At 58.7% G+C, this 17,677-nt stretch carries 15 protein-coding genes and 1 pseudogene; 15 read left to right on the forward strand and 1 reads right to left on the reverse strand.

Annotated features, from left to right (window positions below; genetic code table 11):
• Positions 1 to 28: 28 nt before the first annotated feature.
• The 4 genes from KGA85_RS17485 to KGA85_RS17500 are packed head-to-tail and all read left to right on the forward strand — an operon-like array spanning position 29 to position 4,974.
• Complete coding sequence (locus tag KGA85_RS17485; protein ID WP_223456071.1) at positions 29 to 1,459, forward strand: coniferyl aldehyde dehydrogenase; 1,431 nt, start codon at positions 29 to 31, stop codon at positions 1,457 to 1,459.
• Between the two features lie 28 nt (positions 1,460 to 1,487).
• A complete protein-coding gene (locus KGA85_RS17490) occupies positions 1,488 to 2,570 on the forward strand; it encodes a Zn-dependent alcohol dehydrogenase (protein WP_046040422.1) in 1,083 nt (360 codons plus the stop codon).
• Positions 2,571 to 2,625: 55 nt separating this feature from the next.
• Positions 2,626 to 3,819: an acyl-CoA dehydrogenase family protein gene (locus tag KGA85_RS17495; RefSeq protein ID WP_223456033.1), complete on the forward strand. Its 1,194-nt coding sequence runs from the start codon at positions 2,626 to 2,628 to the stop codon at positions 3,817 to 3,819.
• A gap of 12 nt (positions 3,820 to 3,831) precedes the next feature.
• Positions 3,832 to 4,974: an acyl-CoA dehydrogenase family protein gene (locus tag KGA85_RS17500; protein ID WP_223456032.1), complete on the forward strand. Its 1,143-nt coding sequence runs from the start codon at positions 3,832 to 3,834 to the stop codon at positions 4,972 to 4,974.
• Between the two features lie 19 nt (positions 4,975 to 4,993).
• On the opposite strand, the gene KGA85_RS17505 is transcribed toward KGA85_RS17500, so the two are convergent.
• Positions 4,994 to 5,626: a dihydrofolate reductase family protein gene (locus tag KGA85_RS17505; protein ID WP_223536523.1), complete on the reverse strand. Its 633-nt coding sequence runs from the start codon at positions 5,624 to 5,626 to the stop codon at positions 4,994 to 4,996.
• Positions 5,627 to 5,930: 304 nt separating this feature from the next.
• Here KGA85_RS17505 and KGA85_RS17510 point away from each other — a divergent pair.
• From KGA85_RS17510 to KGA85_RS17560, 11 genes and pseudogenes are all read left to right on the forward strand, one after another.
• A pseudogene (locus KGA85_RS17510) lies at positions 5,931 to 6,106 on the forward strand (SAM-dependent methyltransferase); the annotation flags it as partial.
• Between the two features lie 168 nt (positions 6,107 to 6,274).
• Positions 6,275 to 6,808, forward strand: a complete 534-nt coding sequence (locus tag KGA85_RS17515) for an ATP-dependent zinc protease (RefSeq protein ID WP_223456030.1) — start codon at positions 6,275 to 6,277, stop codon at positions 6,806 to 6,808.
• A gap of 115 nt (positions 6,809 to 6,923) precedes the next feature.
• A complete protein-coding gene (locus tag KGA85_RS17520; protein ID WP_223456029.1) occupies positions 6,924 to 7,616 on the forward strand; it encodes a response regulator transcription factor in 693 nt (230 codons plus the stop codon).
• Between the two features lie 16 nt (positions 7,617 to 7,632).
• Positions 7,633 to 8,841 carry a sensor histidine kinase gene (locus tag KGA85_RS17525; protein WP_223533326.1) on the forward strand — a complete coding sequence of 403 codons (1,209 nt, stop codon included), beginning with the start codon at positions 7,633 to 7,635 and terminating at the stop codon, positions 8,839 to 8,841.
• A gap of 108 nt (positions 8,842 to 8,949) precedes the next feature.
• Complete coding sequence (locus tag KGA85_RS17530) at positions 8,950 to 9,342, forward strand: YkvA family protein (protein ID WP_223456027.1); 393 nt, start codon at positions 8,950 to 8,952, stop codon at positions 9,340 to 9,342.
• Between the two features lie 434 nt (positions 9,343 to 9,776).
• Positions 9,777 to 10,118 (forward strand): hypothetical protein, encoded by a 342-nt coding sequence (locus KGA85_RS17535; protein WP_223456026.1) that lies wholly within the window; start codon positions 9,777 to 9,779, stop codon positions 10,116 to 10,118.
• 99 nt (positions 10,119 to 10,217) lie between these two features.
• On the forward strand, positions 10,218 to 11,474 hold the full coding sequence (locus KGA85_RS17540; RefSeq protein ID WP_223543272.1) for a TolC family protein: 1,257 nt from the start codon (positions 10,218 to 10,220) through the stop codon (positions 11,472 to 11,474).
• Entirely contained in the window at positions 11,471 to 12,955 is a 1,485-nt protein-coding gene (locus tag KGA85_RS17545; RefSeq protein WP_223543273.1) for an efflux RND transporter periplasmic adaptor subunit, read from the forward strand. Before KGA85_RS17540 ends, KGA85_RS17545 begins: the two co-directional genes overlap by 4 nt.
• Positions 12,952 to 16,110: an efflux RND transporter permease subunit gene (locus KGA85_RS17550; RefSeq protein ID WP_223533329.1), complete on the forward strand. Its 3,159-nt coding sequence runs from the start codon at positions 12,952 to 12,954 to the stop codon at positions 16,108 to 16,110. The genes KGA85_RS17545 and KGA85_RS17550 overlap by 4 nt, the downstream gene beginning before the upstream one ends.
• Positions 16,107 to 16,457, forward strand: a complete 351-nt coding sequence (locus KGA85_RS17555; protein ID WP_223456022.1) for a copper-binding protein — start codon at positions 16,107 to 16,109, stop codon at positions 16,455 to 16,457. Before KGA85_RS17550 ends, KGA85_RS17555 begins: the two co-directional genes overlap by 4 nt.
• 240 nt (positions 16,458 to 16,697) lie before the next feature.
• A complete protein-coding gene (locus KGA85_RS17560) occupies positions 16,698 to 17,270 on the forward strand; it encodes a hypothetical protein (RefSeq protein ID WP_223456021.1) in 573 nt (190 codons plus the stop codon).
• The last annotated feature ends 407 nt before the right edge of the window (positions 17,271 to 17,677 follow it).

The raw sequence follows: 17,677 nt of genomic DNA on the forward strand, positions 1-17,677 counted from the left end.
TGATCCGGGTGGCGGCGCCGCGCCGGCGATGATCAACCATGCAGCCAGACCCTGTGCATTGCAGCCCGACCGTGGCCGCGTCCTGACAAAAACAAGAGAGGTAGTGATGAGCGCCATCGAGAGTTCGACGAGCTGTGACATCCGCACGATCCTGGAAAAACAACGCGCGGCTTTCCAGGCCCGCGAACCCTATACCCTTGAAGAACGCAGCGAGTTGCTCGACCGGGCGATCGGTTTGCTGGTCAATCATGAGCAGGAAATCATCGACGCCCTGACCGCCGATTTCGGCCATCGCAGCCCCGGTTTCTCCAAGGGCAGTGAAGTGCTGTCGCCACTGGCCACGCTCAAGCAGACCAAAGCCGAACTGGCGCAATGGATGCGCCCGGAACAGCGCCAGGCCCGGGCCGGTGAAGCCTGGGTGCAATACCAGCCGCTCGGCGTGGTCGGCATCGTCACCGCCTGGAACGTGCCCGGCTACATGGTGTTCAGCGGGCTTGCCGGCGCGTTGGCAGCGGGCAACCGGGTGATGATCAAACCGTCGGAATTCAATCCGCACACCTCGGCATTGATCGCCCGTCTGATTCGTTCGGTGTACTCCGAAGATGAAGTAGCGGTGGTTCTGGGCGGCGCGCAGGTCGGCCAGGCGTTCTGCGGCCAGCCGTTCGACCATCTGCTGTTCACCGGTGCCACTAGCATCGGCAAACACGTGTTGCGCGCCGCGGCGGAGAACCTGGTGCCGGTGACCCTGGAGCTGGGCGGCAAGTCGCCGACGATCATCTCGCGCTCGGCGGACTTCAACGATGCGGTGGCCAAGGTCGTGATCGGCAAGCTGCTCAACGCCGGCCAGTTGTGCGTGGCGCCGGACTACGTGTTTGTCCCGCAAGAGTCGGTGGACGCCTTCATCGGCGTGGCGAAAGCCGTGGTGGCGAAGTTCTTCCCGACGCTCAGGGACAACCCCGACTACACCTCGATCATCAACGCCCGGCATTTCGAACGCTTGCAGGGTTACCTGAGCGAGGCCCGCGCCGCCGGTGTCGAGCTGATCGAACTGAACGCCGGTGCTGAAGATTTCAGCCAATCGACACTGAACAAGATCGTGCCGACGCTGCTGCGCAACCCCGGTGACGATTTGCAGGTCATGCAGGACGAAATCTTCGGCCCGTTGCTGCCAATCAAACCCTACGAAACCCTCAGCGAGGTCATCGCCCAGATCAACGCGCGGCCGCGTCCGCTGGCCTTGTACTACTTCGGTAACGATGCCGCCGAAGAGGCCCAGGTACTCAGCCGCACCTGTTCCGGTGGCGTGACCCTCAATGGCGTGATGAGCCACGCCAGCACCGAAGGTTTGCCATTCGGCGGCGTCGGCCAGAGCGGCATGGGTGCCTACCACGGCATCGACGGTTTCCGCACTTTCAGCCACGCCAAGGCCGTCTTGCGTACAGCGGCCAACCCGGTCTGAACCCCACATCATTGTTGAGAGAACTGCCATGAAAGCTGCCGTATTCCATCAGGTTGGAGCCCCGCTGGTCATCGAAGAGGTGGGCATCAGCAAACCGGGTCCGCGCGAAGTGTTGATCCGCACTAAAGCGGTGGGTGTGTGCCACTCGGACCTGCACGTCATCGACGGCTCGTTTCCCTATCCCGGCCCGATGGTGTTGGGGCATGAAGCCGCCGGTGTGGTTGAGCAGGTCGGCTCCGAAGTGCGTTCGGTCAAGCCCGGCGATCATGTGGTCACCTGCCTGACTGTGTTCTGTGGCCACTGCGATCATTGCGTGACCGGCCATCTGGCGCGCTGCGTGTCGCCGGAAACCAAACGTGGCAAGGACGAAGAGCCGCGCCTGACCTACGTGCACAAACCGATGCCGCAATTCGTCAACCTGTCCGGGTTCGCCGAGCAGATGCTGGTGCACGAAAACGCCTGTGTGGCGATCCGCCGCGACATGCCGCTGGACCGCGCCGCCTTGCTCGGTTGCGCGGTCACCACCGGTACCGGCGCGGTGTTCAACACCGCCAAGGTGCGGCCGGGCGAAACCGTGGCCGTGATCGGTTGCGGCGGTATCGGCCTGGCCGCGATCAACGGCGCGGCGCTGGCCGGGGCAGGGCGGATCATCGCCATCGACATGCTCGACTCGAAGCTGGAGCTGGCCAGGCAGTTCGGCGCCACCGATGTGATCAACGGCCGCGACGGTGATGCCGCCAAGCAGGTGATGGAGCTGACCCGTGGCGGTGTGCACCACGCGTTCGAATGCATCGGCCTCAAGCAGACCGCCGAGCAGGCGTTCGCCATGTTGGCCCGTGGCGGTACCGCCACGGTGATCGGCATGCTCAAGCCGGGCCTGAAGATCGAACTCGACCCGCTGCAATTGCTCCACGAACGGCGCATTCAGGGTTCGCTGATGGGCTCCAACCGCTTCCCGGTCGACATGCCGCGCCTGGTGGATTTCTACATGTCCGGCAAGCTCAAGCTCGACGAGATGATTTCCCAGCGCATCCGCCTGGACCAGATCAACGAGGCGTTCGATGAACTGCGTCGCGGTGAGCTGGCGCGCTCTGTGATCGTTTTCGAATAAACACCGCAGTTCCCCTGTGGGAGCGGGTAAGCCCCAATGCTTTTGGAGTGGATGGATGGACATTGAATTCACGGTGCAGGAACAGGCCTTTCGCCAGGAAGTCCGGGCCTTCTTGCGCGACAATTTGCCTGGCGAACTGTCCGAGCGAATTTCGTTGGGCAAACGCCTGAGCAAAACGCATCAAGTGCAATGGATGCAGATTCTCGACCGCCAGGGCTGGCTCGCGCCGGGGTGGCCCGTCGAGTTCGGCGGCACCGGCTGGAACGCGGTGCAGAAGCATATTTTCGACGAGGAATGCTTTGCCGCGGGCGCACCGAAGGTGGTGTCGTTCGGCCTGAAAATGGTCGCGCCAGTGATCATCAAGTTCGGCACTACCGAGCAAAAAGCACACTTCCTTCCCCGGATTCTTTCCTGTGAGGACTGGTGGTGCCAGGGCTACTCCGAGCCGGGTGCCGGTTCTGATTTGTCGTCGTTGAAAACCCGCGCGGTGCGCGAGGGCGATCACTACGTGGTCAATGGCCAGAAGACCTGGACCACCTTGGCGCACTTTGCCGACTGGATGTTCTGCCTGGTGCGCACCGACCCCGAGGCTCGTCAGCAACGGGGCATTTCGTTCCTGCTGATCGATATGAAGACCCCGGGCATCACGGTGCGGCCGATCATCACCCTGGACGGCGAACATGAAGTCAACGAGGTGTTCTTCGACAACGCGCGGGTGCCGGTGGCGAATCTGGTGGGGCAAGAGAATGAGGGCTGGACCTGCGCCAAGTACTTGCTGACCCACGAACGCACCAGCATCGGCGGGATCGCGCAGAACAAGGCATTGCTCACCCGGCTCAAGCGCATTGCCGGCCAGGAAGTCCGTGACGGACGGCCGCTGATCGAAGATCCGTTGTTCCGCGCGCAGATCGCCGAAGTCGACATGCAATTGATGGCAGCCGAAATGAGCAACCTGCGCACATTGGCGGCGACACAAAACGGCGATGTACCCGGTGCCGAAAGCTCGTTCCTGAAGATCAAGGGCACCGAGATTCGGCAGGCCATCACCTACCTGATCAGCAAGGCCGTGGGTCCCTATGCATTGCCGTTCATCGAGGATGAGCTCGGTTATGGCAGCGAACCGTTGCTCTACACCGACTACAGCAGCGCGGCCACCTACCAGTACCTGGATGCGCGCAAGGCCTCGATCTATGGCGGCGCCAATGAAATCCAGAAGAACATCATCGCGAAAATGATCCTCGAACTCTAAGGCGCCACGACCATGGATTTCAAACTGACAGAAGAGCAGCTGATGCTGCAGGAAACCGCCGCGCGCCTGGTGCGTGACGTTTACGGTTTTGAGCATCGCGAGCAATACCGCCAAAGCAGGCAGGGATTCAGCGGCCCGTTCATGCAGCAACTGGGTGAACTCGGACTGTGCGCCGTGCCCTTTGCCGAAGCCTATGGCGGCTATGGTGGCAGCGGTGTGGAGAACATGCTGATCATGACCGAACTGGGCCGGGGGCTGTGCCTGGAGCCTTACCTGCACTCGGTGATTTTCGCCGGCGGCCTGGTCGAGCAGTTGGGCTGCGCAGCCCAGAAAGACACGCTGTTGCCGCAAGTCGGCAGCGCCAGCCTGCAACTGGCCGTGGCCCTCGATGAGCCGCAGAGTCACTACCAGTTGCACGACGTTCAGACCATCGCCGAGCCAGTCAGCGGCGGCTGGAAACTTAGTGGCCGCAAGTCGGTGATTATCGGTGGCCAAAGCGCCGGGCTGATTCTGGTGTCGGCGCGCACCAGCGGCGGTGTTCGGGACGAGAAGGGCATCACACTGTTCCTGGTCGACCCGCAAGACAACGGCGTCAGTCGACGCGACTTTGACACACTGGATGGGCGGATGGCCTGCGAGCTGTACCTTGAGGACGTGTTCGTCAAAAGCAGTGCGGTACTCGGCGAAGTGGGGCAGGCCTTGCCAGCGCTGCGTTATCAGCAAGGTCGTTGCATCGCCGCGCAATGCGCTGAGGCTGTTGGCAGCATGGAAGCGGCGTGCGCGTTGACCCTCGATTTCCTGAAAACCCGCCAGCAGTTCGGTCAGCCCATCGGCAAGTTCCAGGTGCTGCAACACCGCATGGTGGATATGCGCATCGAACTGGACCAGGCCACCTCGATAACCCTGCTCGCCGCCTGCGTGGCCGATCAGGCCGACAGTGACGAGCGCAGCCGCATCCTGGCAGCGGCCAAGTTCATCGTCAGCCGCGCCAGCCGTTTTGTCGCGGACCAAAGCATCCAGTTGCACGGCGGTATCGGCCTGACCTGGGAATACATGCTGTCGCACCATGCCAAGCATTTGCTGATGGTGGCGCGCCAATTCGGCGACGACGATCACCATTTGCAGGCTTACGCGAAGTTGATGCCGGTGGCGTGAGGCGTCGCGGGGGTGGTGGCTATCGCTGCCTGACACCTTCGAACGAACCTGTGCGCACCTCGCCGCTGCGGGTGTAGCGGGCGATCAGCACCCCTCCGGGGGAGCTGATCGAATTCACCAGGGTGAAGGCCGATGCTTGTGCGTTGTCGTCGAACAAGCGCTTGCCGCACCCCAGCAGGATGGGATGAATCATCAGCCGTAACTCGTCCACCAGGCCGGCGGCAAGCAGTTGGCGCACCAGGTCGCCGCTGCCTTGGGTCAGTAGCTGAGGACCGTCCTGGCGTTTGAGCGCGCGGATCGCGTCGACCAGGTTGCCCTCCAGCGCATGACTGTTGTGCCAATCCAGCGAGTCGGCGTGATGGGTGGCCACGTGCTTGGGGGCGGCGTTGAACAGGTCAGCGATGGTGTGATGGGGTGCGTCGGCCTGAATGTGCGGCCAATAGGCGGCGAAGATGTCGTAGGTACGACGTCCCAGCAGCAACTCGAAAGGCTGTGAGAACAGGTCCTGTACGGCCTGACCGGTGGTTTTGTCGGCGTAGGGCACGATCCAGCCACCGAAGCGGAATCCGCCACTGGAATCCTCTTCAGGCCCGCCGGGCGCCTGCATGACGCCGTCCAGACTCACGAACGCGGCAACGGTCAGTGTGCGCATGCTGTTCTCCTGGTTGATCCTGGTTCAAGCGGTTAGGCAGGGAAGTGTGCGATTCCTTGAGAGCGTTCCCTGAAAGATAGTCGAACCAGACGCTGGGAAATCGACAACAAAATGCGCGGTTTTTATTCCTTGTGGGAATGCATTGCATAAAATTAATGAATTTTTATTATCGGTTTGTGTGGCGTAGTTTGATTTGAGGACATGGAGAGTCGCCTTGAAATCATCCTCTGCCCACACCGCTGAAAAGTTTAATACCTCCCGGGCCAACGAGTACGCAAAGCAGAGTCGTATTGCATTGGCAGGGTATGACGCCAGCCCGGACGAAGTGAAGATCAAGCCTGGAAAAATTCTCAAGGCGCCGATCCCCCGCATTCCGAGGCGGCGGTCCAGAAGTTGTTGCATGACTGCGGATTCGCAGAGGCCACGCGTTTCTTCAGCAGCCTTTTCCGGGGCGCCTGGCTGGCGTGTAAAACGGGTTGAAGGCGACCGGTTGAATCTACAGGCAATTGCTGCCTGTCGTGGAGGGCTGCATCCGCCCCAGGATGTGTCTACAAAATCCAGGGCGATTCAAAATCCGGAAATTCGTGTTAACGGGTTGTTGACGGTGCGGTGTGCAGACTGAGGCTTCGATTCCTGGAGGAGCTTCACATGGCACGTTCGATGGCAAAATGGCTTGCAGCATCCGCTCTTGGACTATCACTTTTACAGCCAGCATTCTGCGCGACTCAAAACTCGCCGAAGGTCTTTGGCTGGATCGAAGAAGGTGTGTTGATGCCTGAAAATATTTCAGTGAAGATCAAGCTTGATACCGGGGCATTGACCTCCTCACTGGACGCCAAGGACTTGGAGCCATTCCAGAAAAATGGCGAAAAATGGGTCCGTTTTAATGTTGAGGTAAAAGACAGCGAAACTGGCAAGCTGGTTACTGCACCGTTCGAGCGGAAGATTGAGCGGAACGTGAAAATCCGAGGTGCCGGTGGTGCCGAACATCGACCAGTGGTCCTGATGAAGATCTGTATTGGCCATCAGATCTATAACGAACAGTTCTCGTTGAAGAATCGGGGCAAGATGAATTACCCCGTGCTCATTGGACGAAGAACGCTGGAGAATGTGGGTCTGGTAGACGTTTCTCACACTTTCACCACGGAACCGAAGTGCGATAAAGAAACAGCCATCAAGTAGGCATTGATGGCCGTCCAAGCCGGGCTAAAGCTGAAAAACGGCGCAATCGGCTTTCACTTTGGCGGACATATCGGTTCGCAGATGACCGGGTACGAGCGATGTTAATGAGTCAGCCATGCGAATTTTGATTATTGAAGACAACCCGGACATCGTGGCCAACCTCTACGAGTATTTTGAGCCCCTTGGCCATGAACTCGACAATGCCCGCACGGGGCTGGCTGGGCTGGCTCGGGCGACCGAACAACGTTTCGACGTGATCATCCTGGATGGGATGCTGCCGGGCTTGGACGGGGTAGAGGTGTGTCGCCGCTTACGCGATGAGCTGCACTGTAATACGCCGGTTTTGATGCTTACTGCGCGGGACACGGTTCATGACAAGGTAAAGGGGTTGCAGGCAGGCGCCGATGATTACCTGGTCAAGCCGTACTCGCTGATTGAGTTGGAAGCACGGCTTCATGCGTTGATGCGGCGAGCGAGTGCCTTGAGAACGGATCAAGTACTACGTTTTGGTGAGTTGGAATTTGATTGCGGAATTTTTGAAGCTCGTCGCGCAGGACAGCGGATCGAGTTGACACCTTTCGGGTACAAGATATTGGCGGCACTGCTACGCGTGGCGCCAAGCCTGGTAACCCGTGAAGAGCTTGAGCAAGAGCTTTGGAAAGATGATCCCCCGCTCAGCGATGCCTTGCGAAGCCATATCCACGCCCTCAGGCAGGCAATCGACAAATCCTTCCCTGAGTCTGCGCCAATGCTGCTTACTGTTTCCGGAATAGGCTATCGACTGGTTGACCATGATGTTTCAGAGTGAATCGTTACGCGGGCGCATGATTGCAGCCTATGTACTGCTGGCGGTCATTATCGTTGGCTTTTTTTCCGGTGCGACTTTCTACGTAGTAGCGAAAATCGAGAAGGAACTCATCGATACCCGACTTGCGCGTGCAGCCGATCTTTGGGCTGCTGATTCATACCATGCCGTGCAGTCACAAACACTCGATCTCAGCTTTTTTAAGGGCACGTCGATTCCACAGCCTTTTCAAAAATTAGCGTTTGGCACTCACGAAATGAAATTGAACGGACGGGGACTGCACGTACTGATCGGTGAGGCAGGTGGCGAGCGCTATGCTGTCGTGGATGACCAAAGCGACTTTGAGTCTATCGAATCCTCTTCCTACATCACCCTGGGTATTGCGTTTCTGGGCGGCATCGGCTTAGCCATCTTGATCGGCAGAGCCAGTGCAAACCGGGTAATCCTGCCATTGACCAAACTGGCTCAATCGGTTCAGAACAAACACTCGACAGGCAGGCTGCCCGGCCTCGATGCTACGGACGAAATTGGTGTATTGGCACGGGCAATCGATGATCGAACCAACCAGTTGAGCCATGCCTTACAACGTGAACGTTGGTTCACCGCCGACGTCAGTCATGAACTGCGCACGCCCTTGACGATCATGCTCGGCGCAGCGGAAGTGCTCACCAGTCGCTTGCAGGATCGTCCGGAACTTCTGGGCATGACTGAGCGTATTCGACGTAACGCTTCGGAAACTGCCCAGCAGGTCGGGGCCTTATTGCAGTTGGCCCGGGTACCGGAGGTCAGCGACCTTGTTTTGATCAACTTGCGGACCTTGATCGAGCGTGAACTGGAGCGCTGTCAGCCTCTGCTCCGAGGAAAAGCCCTGACGCTCGACTTTCATTGCACCGACGATGTTTTAGCATTGGCCATTCCTGAACTGGTCACCATCGCGGTGAGTAACTTGCTGCGTAACGCTTGCCAGCACACAGAGCAAGGCGTCATCAGCATTTGCTTGAACTCATCGGGGATTGTGGTCGAGGACAGTGGCGCGGGTTTACCTGAAGCCGTACGTGCCCGGCTGTTTGATCGATTCGTCAGAGGAGACGATGACTTCATCAGCGGTTCGGGTCTAGGCCTGTCTATCGTCAAGCGTGTGACAGAACATCTTGGGTGGAGTGTTCGGCATGACCCCAGCCCGAACGGTGGTAGCCGTTTCACATTGCTGTTCTTCAACCGCGCGTAGTTTGCCAACAGCCTGCCGATTCGGAGCCTGAAACACCTCTCCATTCACGGTTGGCCATCAAAGAGTTCCAGCAATGACCTTTTCCAGGATTTCCCCAAAGGTGCCGAGATGAAAGACCTCCTTGAACATCTGCGTCGGTGGGCAAAAGGACTGAAACGACAAACCATGGTGTTATGGTTCTGTTACCAGCACCCTGAAACGCCGTGGCTACCAAAATGGATTGCGATTTTTGTGGTGGCCTACGCACTGAGCCCCATAGACCTCATTCCAGATTTCATCCCGGTATTGGGCTACCTGGACGACGTCATCATTTTGCCTCTCGGCATTCTGCTAGCAATTCGGCTGATGCCAACCAAGGTGTTAGGCGAATGCCAACTCAAGGCAAATGAGTGGGAGAAAGGCCAAGTGAAGCGCCCGGTGAACAGGGTCGCTGCAGTGCTCATCGTTTTGGTCTGGGTAGCGGCGTTGGCAGGCTCGTGGTTTGTATTCACTCACCCCTGAGTAGTCGGATTTTCACTATGTACGGCGCCTCCTTCGATTTGGGTTTGAGCTTGGTACAGGAAGAACTACGAGGCTTGGGGCCTATCCGTACCAGCGCAGCGAGGCTTGACGGCAAAGGTGTGGGCAGGGTCGACAAACCAAGGTCAATCATGCGAAAACCTGGGAGCCGGCGTGGATGGACTCTCGCCATTGGAGCAAGGACGCCAAAAGATTTTCTCGGTATCGTGCGTTGAAGCGGTTACATGGACAGATTCCAATGTCTGGCTGTGGATTCAACCAGTCGCCTGCACGCTCAATGCTGCGTAAATCATATGTTGGCGATAATGCTGGCTTAATTCAGATACGGTGATATCGCCTGAATCAGGGCCTTCGGCAGGCTGCTGAGAGCAAGCATCCAATTGTAAGAGCAATTTTCAGCGACTACACTCCGGCCCATGAAACGCTATCTGCGGTTTTGCCTCATTTTCGTGATTAGCCTGGCGCTTCCTCTCAGCGGGATGGCGGGCGTCCAGGCACCGACAGAACCGTGCCCGATGAAGACGATGGGCATGGTGATGATGGACGACATGGGGATGGACTGCTGCAACGACATGAAAAGCCCGACAGAGCATGGCAAACCCTGCAAGCCAGGCCAGGAATGCAAGACGGGTGGCATGCTGCAAGTCTCGATCCTCAAGCCTCCTGTAACCGTGTTCAGCCCCGTAGTGGTTTCCTTCTTCAGTGATTCCCTGCCCGTACAAACCCCGTCCGGGGTATGGCGACCGCCTCGCGTTTGATTCCTGTCCCACATTGAGCCTCATTCCGCATTAGCGGGATGGACTGGCTGCGCGCATGTCTTTTGACGCGTGCAGTGGATGATCACAGGAATCGTAAACATGAACTCCAAGTGCTATTGCACAGGTTGGTCCCTCGTGGCCGGTCTGGCGGCAAGCGTACTGGCATTGCCTGGCTTCGCTGCCGCATTGACACTCGATGAAGCGTTGCGGCTGGCTGAAAACAATGCACCGTCGCTGACCGCACAAGACGCTAAAATTCAGGCTGCCAGCAGTGCGGCTATTCCAGCGGGTGAATTACCTGACCCCAAGTTGCTGGCAGGTGTGCAGAACTACCCCATCGGCGGCCCGGATCGCTGGAGCATCGACCAGGACTTCATGACCATGCAAATGGTCGGGGTCAGGCAAGAGATGCCCAACAGCGACAAGCGCAAAGCGCGCATTGAGGTCGCCGATGCGGCCGTTGATCGAGCTGCGGCAGAGCGTCGGGTCGAACGCCAGAAGGTACGCCAGTCCACGGCGTTGGCCTGGATCAGTAGCTACTCGGTTGAGCGCAAAGATGCGCTGTTCCAGGACTTCTACAAAGAAAACCGCCTGCTGACCGATACCGTCCGGGCCCAGATTGCCGGTGGCCGCGCTCAACCCGCCGATGCGGTGACGCCCAAGCAAGAAGCGGCTCAACTGGCGGAGCAGCAGGACGATCTGGTTCTCCAGAGAGCGCAGGCCCGAGCGGCCCTCAAACGCTGGATTGGCTCCGCCGCCAACGACAAGCCTGTGGGCAGCTTGCCGCAGTGGCCTGTCGATTCCTCAAGCTACGCCCATAAACTGCAACACCACCCCGAGTTGGCAGCGTTTGCGCCGATGACCCGCGAAGCGCAAGCCAAGGTTCGTGAAGCCATGTCGGAGAAACAGTCGGACTGGAGCTGGGAACTGGATTACCAGCACCGTGGCCGTGAGTTTGGCGATATGGTCAGCGTGCAGTTTTCCTGGGACTTGCCGCTGTTTCCTGACTCCCGGCAAAACCCGAAAATCGCAGCCAAACAGGCTGAAGTCAGTCAGCTTGAGGCTGAGCGCGAAGCCCTGTCACGCGAGCACAGTCAGCAACTGGAAAACGAACTGGCTGACTATGAGCGCCTGAATCGTGCGGTAAACCGCAACCAGGAAAGCCTGTTGCCGCTGGCCAGGGAAAAGGTCGAACTCAGCATGGCCAGCTACCGTGCCGGCAAAGGCGATTTAAACGCCGTTGTTGCCGCCCGACGTGAACTCATCGAAGCGCGACTCAAACAGATCGACGTGGAAGAGCAGCGAGCGCTGACCCGTGCGCGTCTGTATTTTGCTTATGGGGAGTCCGGCCAATGAACCTTAAAATATGGAACGGGGCATTGCTGGCAGGCATCTCGCTGGCATTGGGTGTTGCCGGTGGTTACTGGCTGGCTCCCCAGCGCATGAGCGGAGTACCCAGTACCGCCCCGCAGCAGAGCCCCAATTCACCGGATGAACGCAAGGCTCTGTATTGGTACGACCCCATGTACCCGCAGCAAAAGTTCGATAAACCGGGTAAGTCCCCCTTTATGGACATGCAACTTGTCCCCCAGTACGCCGGGGGCGTCGGGGATCGTGCGACCGTCAGTATCGATCCGAGTCTGACCCAGAATCTTGGTCTGCGTTTTGCGACTGTCACTCGTGGCGTCTTTGAGTCCAACCTCGACGTGACAGGTGTCCTGGCGTTCAACGAACGGGATGTCGCGGTGATTCAGGCTCGTACAGCGGGCTTTGTGGAGCGGGTCTATGCCCATGCACCCGGTGATGTGCTCAAAGCCAACGCGGCATTGGCGGATATCCTGGTGCCGGAGTGGGCGGCCGCCCAGACAGAGTTCCTTGCACTCAAGCGCAACGGTGATGCTGACCTGTTGGCTGCGGCCCGCCAGCGACTGAGGCTCACAGGGATGCCGGCTGCGCTGATCATCCAGGTAGAGCGCAGTGGCAAAGTCCAGCCGAACCTGACCCTCACCAGCCCCATCAGCGGCGTGCTGCAAGAGTTGAACGTACGTGCGGGTATGACCGTGTCGGCTGGCGAGACTCTGGCGCGTGTCATTGGCTTGAGCAGTGTCTGGCTCGCCGTGGCCGTTCCGGAATCGGATGCCGGAGCTATCACCGTGGGGCAGGCCGTCGAAGCGCGCTTGCCAGCCTTTCCAGGGGCAACGCTCAGTGGCAAGGTCAGCGCGATTTTGCCTGAAACCAATCCGGACAGTCGCACCCTTCGCGTACGTGTCGAGCTACCCAATCCGGACGGGCGCTTGAGACCAGGTTTGACGGCGCAGGTCCGCCTGAACCGTGCAACTGAGCAAAGTGTGTTGTGGGTGCCGAGCGAAGCGGTGATTCGCACTGGCCGACGTGCCTTGGTGATGCTCGCCGAAGACGCCGGCCGCTACCGCCCGGTGGAGGTGCAGCCCGGGCAGGAAAGCGATGGCAAGACGGCGATTTTGAAAGGCCTGGAAGAAGGCCAGAAGGTGGTTACGTCTGGCCAGTTCCTCCTCGACTCGGAGGCCAGTCTCAAGGGCATTGTTGCTCGCACGGAGCAAGAGTCGCCACCCAGTGGAGCAGCCGCCAGTTTGCATGAGGCTGACGGGCAGATCGTCGAGATCGACGATAAAGAAGTCACGCTCGCTCATGGTCCCTTCAAGACGCTGGGCATGCCTGGCATGACGATGACGTTCCCACTCGCCAACCCGGCGCTGATGCAAGGCCTTAAAGCGGGTGACAAGGTTCGGGTCGCGGTGAGCCAGACCGACGATGGCTTGCGTGTCGAGCGTCTGGACAAATCGGGGAGTCAGCCATGATTGCTGCCCTGATTCGTTGGTCGGTGGCCAATCGCTTTCTCGTATTGCTGGCGACACTGTTCGTCACCGCTTGGGGCATTTGGTCGGTGCAGAGCACGCCCATCGATGCGCTGCCAGACCTCTCCGATGTGCAGGTGATTATCCGCACCCCTTATGCAGGACAAGCGCCGCAGATTGTCGAGAATCAGGTGACCTATCCGTTGGCCACCACCATGCTCTCGGTGCCGGGCGCCAAGACCGTGCGTGGTTACTCCTTCTTCGGTGACAGCTTTGTCTACGTGCTGTTTGAAGACGGCACTGACTTGTACTGGGCCCGCTCGCGGGTGTTGGAGTACCTGAGCCAGGTGCAGAGTCGGTTGCCGGCCAGCGCCAAGCCAGCGTTGGGACCCGATGCGACGGGGGTGGGATGGATCTACCAGTACGCACTGGTGGATCGCAGCGGCGGACACGATTTGGCGCAGCTTCGCGCACTTCAGGACTGGTTTCTCAAGTTTGAACTCAAGACGCTGCCCAACGTTGCGGAAGTGGCCACGGTGGGTGGCATGGTCAAGCAGTACCAGGTGCAGCTGGATCCGCTGAAACTGGCCAGCCTCGGTATCACTCAGGCTGAGGTGACCGAGGCTATCGGCAAGGCCAATCAGGAAACCGGGGGCGCGGTGCTGGAGATGGCTGAGACCGAGTTCATCGTGCGGGCTTCCGGTTACTTGAAGACACTCAATGACTTTCGGGCAATTCCACTCAAATTGGGTGCGGGTGGTGTTCCGGTGACCCTTGGCGATGTCGCCACGATCCAGTCGGGACCGGAAATGCGCCGTGGCATCGCCGAACTCGACGGCGAAGGCGAGACGGTCGGTGGCGTGGTGATTTTGCGCAGCGGCAAGAATGCTCGCCAGACCATTGCAGCGGTCAAGACCAAGCTCGACGAACTTAAAAGCAGTTTGCCGGCCGGGGTGGAAATCGTCACCACCTACGATCGCAGCAAGCTGATCGATCGCGCGGTGGAAAACCTCAGCCACAAACTCATCGAAGAGTTCATTGTCGTCGCGTTGGTCTGCGGGATCTTTCTCTGGCACTTGCGCTCATCGCTGGTGGCGATCATTTCGCTGCCGGTGGGGGTGCTGATTGCCTTCATCGTCATGCGCTACCAAGGCATCAACGCCAACATCATGTCCTTGGGCGGGATCGCCATCGCCATCGGCGCCATGGTCGATGCCGCCGTGGTGATGATCGAGAACGCCCACAAGAAGATTGAAGCGTGGCACGTGGCCAATCCTGGAGAGGAACTGAAGGGTGAACATCATTGGCATGTGATGACCGAAGCCGCGGCGGAAGTGGGACCAGCGCTGTTCTTCTGCCTGTTGATCATCACCCTGTCGTTCATTCCGGTGTTCACCCTGGAAGCGCAAGAGGGGCGACTGTTCGGCCCTTTGGCTTTCACCAAGACCTACGCCATGGCCGCAGCGGCGGGGTTGTCAGTGACCCTGGTGCCAGTGCTGATGGGCTACTGGATTCGGGGGCGAATTCCCAGTGAACAACAGAACCCGTTGAACCGGTGGTTGATCCGGATCTATCAGCCGGCTCTGGACGCGGTCTTGCGTCGACCAAAGATCACTCTGCTGGTGGCGCTATTGGTTTTTGTCAGTGCGTTATGGCCATTGTCGCGCTTGGGTGGCGAGTTTCTCCCGCCGTTGGACGAGGGCGACCTGCTCTATATGCCTTCAGCTCTGCCAGGATTGTCTGCGCAGAAAGCCGCGCAACTGCTGCAACAGACTGACCGCCTGATCAAGACCGTGCCAGAAGTTGAACACGTTTTCGGTAAGGCCGGTCGCGCTGAAACCGCGACAGATCCGGCGCCTCTGGAAATGTTCGAAACCACGATCCAGTTCAAACCACATGAGCAATGGCGTCCGGGCATGACCCAGGAAAAATTGGTGGAGGAACTGGACCGTGTGGTGCGAGTGCCCGGTCTGACCAACATCTGGATACCGCCGATTCGTAATCGTATCGATATGCTGGCAACGGGCATCAAGAGTCCCATCGGTGTGAAAGTTGCCGGTACCAACCTGACGGAAATTGATGCGGTCACCCAAGCGGTCGAGCGAGTGGCCAAAGACGTGCCCGGTGTCAGTTCGGCTTTGGCCGAGCGCCTGACCGGTGGTCGCTATATCGATGTGGATATCGACCGCAAGGCTGCCGCCCGCTATGGGCTGAATATCGCCGATGTGCAGTCCATCGTGGCTGGCGCCATAGGGGGTGAAAATGTAGGGGAGACGATAGAAGGGCTCGCACGCTTCCCGATCAACGTACGTTATCCACGTGAGTGGCGCGACTCGCCAGGTGCCCTGGAGCAATTGCCCATCTACACCTCGTCAGGAAGCCAGATCACCCTTGGCACCGTGGCGAAGATCAGAATCACGGACGGTCCGCCAATGCTCAAGAGCGAGAATGCACGGCCCTCTGGTTGGGTATACATCGACGTGCGTGGCCGGGACATTGCCTCGGTGGTCGCCGATCTGCGCCGGGTCGTCAGCGATCAGGTCAAGTTGCAGCCCGGCATGAGCCTGAGCTACTCGGGACAGTTCGAATTTCTCGAAAGAGCCAACGCTCGACTCAAGCTGGTGGTGCCGGCCACGCTGTTGATCATCTTCGTGCTGCTCTACCTGACTTTTGCCCGCTTCGACGAGGCCTTGCTGATCATGGCCACGCTGCCGTTCGCACTGACTGGCGGGGCATGGTTCCTCTATCTGTTGGGATTCAACCTGTCAGTCGCCACCGGGGTCGGTTTTATCGCCTTGGCAGGGGTGTCTGCGGAATTTGGCGTGATCATGTTGTTGTACCTGAAGAACGCCTGGGCCGAACGTGAAGACCTCGGCGACAGCACTGAGCACGGGCTGGTTGCGGCCATTCGTGAAGGCGCCGTGCAGCGCGTTCGACCCAAGGCCATGACCGTGGCCGTGATCATCGCCGGTCTGTTACCCATCCTGTTGGGCAGCGGCACCGGCAGCGAAGTCATGAGCCGCATCGCCGCGCCCATGGTTGGCGGCATGATCACGGCACCCTTGCTGTCCCTGTTTGTCATTCCGGCAGCGTATCGCCTGATGCGCCGCCGTCACCTCCAGGTTGTACTCACCACCCCTCAAGGAAAAATCGTATGAAACTGACCCTGATTGCAGTTGCCAGCACCGTAGTTACGCTGTCTTTTTCTGCCCTGGCAGAGGACATGCCGGGCATGAAAATGGACGGTATGGAAGGCATGGAAATGAAGCAGGAGTCGAAGCAAGTTCCAGCCGCCAGTGCCGAGGGTACGATCAAGGCTATCGATCCTGCGAAGCATACGGTGACCCTCGCCCATGGCGCTGTTCCCGCCGTGCAATGGCCGCCGATGACTATGGCCTTTTCAGTGACGGAAGATCAGCTGTCAGGGCTGACGCTTGGAGACCGTGTATCGTTTTCTTTCCGAGTTGAGGGTGGAAAAGCAACGATTGTGTCCATTAAAAAGTAAGTACCGGTGATGGAAGTGGCCGGCACGCTTTGTCGTGCCGGACATAACCCATTAAATCCGCATGTTCAGGAAAACCGGCACGTCAGTGGGATCGCTGGCAGAAGGGCGATTCCCACCAGCAGATCACCCAACTATTTGAACGAAAGCTCGCCTTGTAAATGCAATTGCTAATTTGTATCATTCGATTTCAATTCAGCGAAGCAGGGAACGCAGCGCCAAAACAATAATAAGGTCAAGGCAATGCTCAAAATGCTTCTCGTGTACGGTCATCTGCTCGCTACGTGTATTGCCCTGGGGAGGGTGTTGCAGGCGGATCACAAGCTTTGGAGTTGGCGCAAGGAAATACTGGACCAGGCGAGGCTTGAGTACCTTGATGAAACCCAGAAAATCGTCAGCCTCGCACTGCTGGCCCTTTGGGCAAGCGGACTGTTGCTGGTGCTTCAGGGTTATCTCATTGAAGGCGACGCGTATCTGCTCAATCAGAAACTCTGGGCCAAGGTGACGGTCGTCGCGCTGCTGAGCCTCAACGGTGCACTATTGCATCGAGTCGGCTTCCCGCTGCTGCAAAAGGCTCCCTTCGTCGCACTGCGCACTGCAGGCCGCACGCGGCTCGCCTTGTTGGGTGCGCTTTCCATGAGCGGTTGGCTATTCGCCGCTTTCCTGGGGGTGGCTCGAGCCTGGAATCACGTGTTGCCTTACCTGCATGTGATGGGCGCATTCGCCGCATTCTCGTTACTGGCTTGTTGCGTGGCACTGGCAGTCGCCGGCAGGGCGGGCAATGCCGGTGCGCAAAAATCCTCGGTACCGGGGTAGCTATCGACGAAGCACGCCAAAAGCCAAGCCCATTTCACCCCCACATGGGCAACCCCCATCTCCATCCCCATCCGTGTCCCCAGCCGTCGGTCGGCTTTCTCCTGCGCCGGTTGACCCGGAGCCAGAAAGGTCTAATTTCATTGTGTGGGAAAAAATCCCACGCAATGAATTCAGGAGAAACTGTAAGTCAGACGGATTGCTCCAATGCCGCTCCCGGATTGCAACGCGTATTGCGTTGACACTGCTCGCGGTAAATCACCAGGAGAATGCACGATGAACACTTACCTGCTTTTCAAGAAAGGATTACTGGCACTGGCAATTGGTGGCGTCCTTTCGGCTTCCATGGTTTTGGTACCGGATTCCGTTTCCCATGACTCGAGTGCCTACGCCAAGGATGGTGGTGGTGG

Origin of the sequence: Pseudomonas sp. GL-B-12 (assembly GCF_019955895.1) — a bacterium.
GTDB lineage: Bacteria > Pseudomonadota > Gammaproteobacteria > Pseudomonadales > Pseudomonadaceae > Aquipseudomonas.

What these genes read in the sequence shown, in the direction of transcription:
- KGA85_RS17490 (WP_046040422.1), top strand. Translation starts at nt 1,488, where the DNA reads ATGAAAGCTGCCGTATTCCATCAGGTTGGAGCCCCGCTGGTCATCGAA.
- KGA85_RS17515 (WP_223456030.1), top strand. Translation starts at nt 6,275, where the DNA reads ATGGCACGTTCGATGGCAAAATGGCTTGCAGCATCCGCTCTTGGACTA.
- KGA85_RS17520 (WP_223456029.1), top strand. Translation starts at nt 6,924, where the DNA reads ATGCGAATTTTGATTATTGAAGACAACCCGGACATCGTGGCCAACCTC.
- KGA85_RS17525 (WP_223533326.1), top strand. Translation starts at nt 7,633, where the DNA reads ATGATTGCAGCCTATGTACTGCTGGCGGTCATTATCGTTGGCTTTTTT.
- KGA85_RS17545 (WP_223543273.1), top strand. Translation starts at nt 11,471, where the DNA reads ATGAACCTTAAAATATGGAACGGGGCATTGCTGGCAGGCATCTCGCTG.
- KGA85_RS17535 (WP_223456026.1), top strand. Translation starts at nt 9,777, where the DNA reads ATGAAACGCTATCTGCGGTTTTGCCTCATTTTCGTGATTAGCCTGGCG.
- KGA85_RS17560 (WP_223456021.1), top strand. Translation starts at nt 16,698, where the DNA reads ATGCTCAAAATGCTTCTCGTGTACGGTCATCTGCTCGCTACGTGTATT.
- KGA85_RS17555 (WP_223456022.1), top strand. Translation starts at nt 16,107, where the DNA reads ATGAAACTGACCCTGATTGCAGTTGCCAGCACCGTAGTTACGCTGTCT.
- KGA85_RS17485 (WP_223456071.1), top strand. Translation starts at nt 29, where the DNA reads ATGATCAACCATGCAGCCAGACCCTGTGCATTGCAGCCCGACCGTGGC.
- KGA85_RS17500 (WP_223456032.1), top strand. Translation starts at nt 3,832, where the DNA reads ATGGATTTCAAACTGACAGAAGAGCAGCTGATGCTGCAGGAAACCGCC.
- KGA85_RS17495 (WP_223456033.1), top strand. Translation starts at nt 2,626, where the DNA reads ATGGACATTGAATTCACGGTGCAGGAACAGGCCTTTCGCCAGGAAGTC.
- KGA85_RS17530 (WP_223456027.1), top strand. Translation starts at nt 8,950, where the DNA reads ATGAAAGACCTCCTTGAACATCTGCGTCGGTGGGCAAAAGGACTGAAA.
- KGA85_RS17550 (WP_223533329.1), top strand. Translation starts at nt 12,952, where the DNA reads ATGATTGCTGCCCTGATTCGTTGGTCGGTGGCCAATCGCTTTCTCGTA.
- KGA85_RS17540 (WP_223543272.1), top strand. Translation starts at nt 10,218, where the DNA reads ATGAACTCCAAGTGCTATTGCACAGGTTGGTCCCTCGTGGCCGGTCTG.
- KGA85_RS17505 (WP_223536523.1), bottom strand. Translation starts at nt 5,626, where the DNA reads ATGCGCACACTGACCGTTGCCGCGTTCGTGAGTCTGGACGGCGTCATG.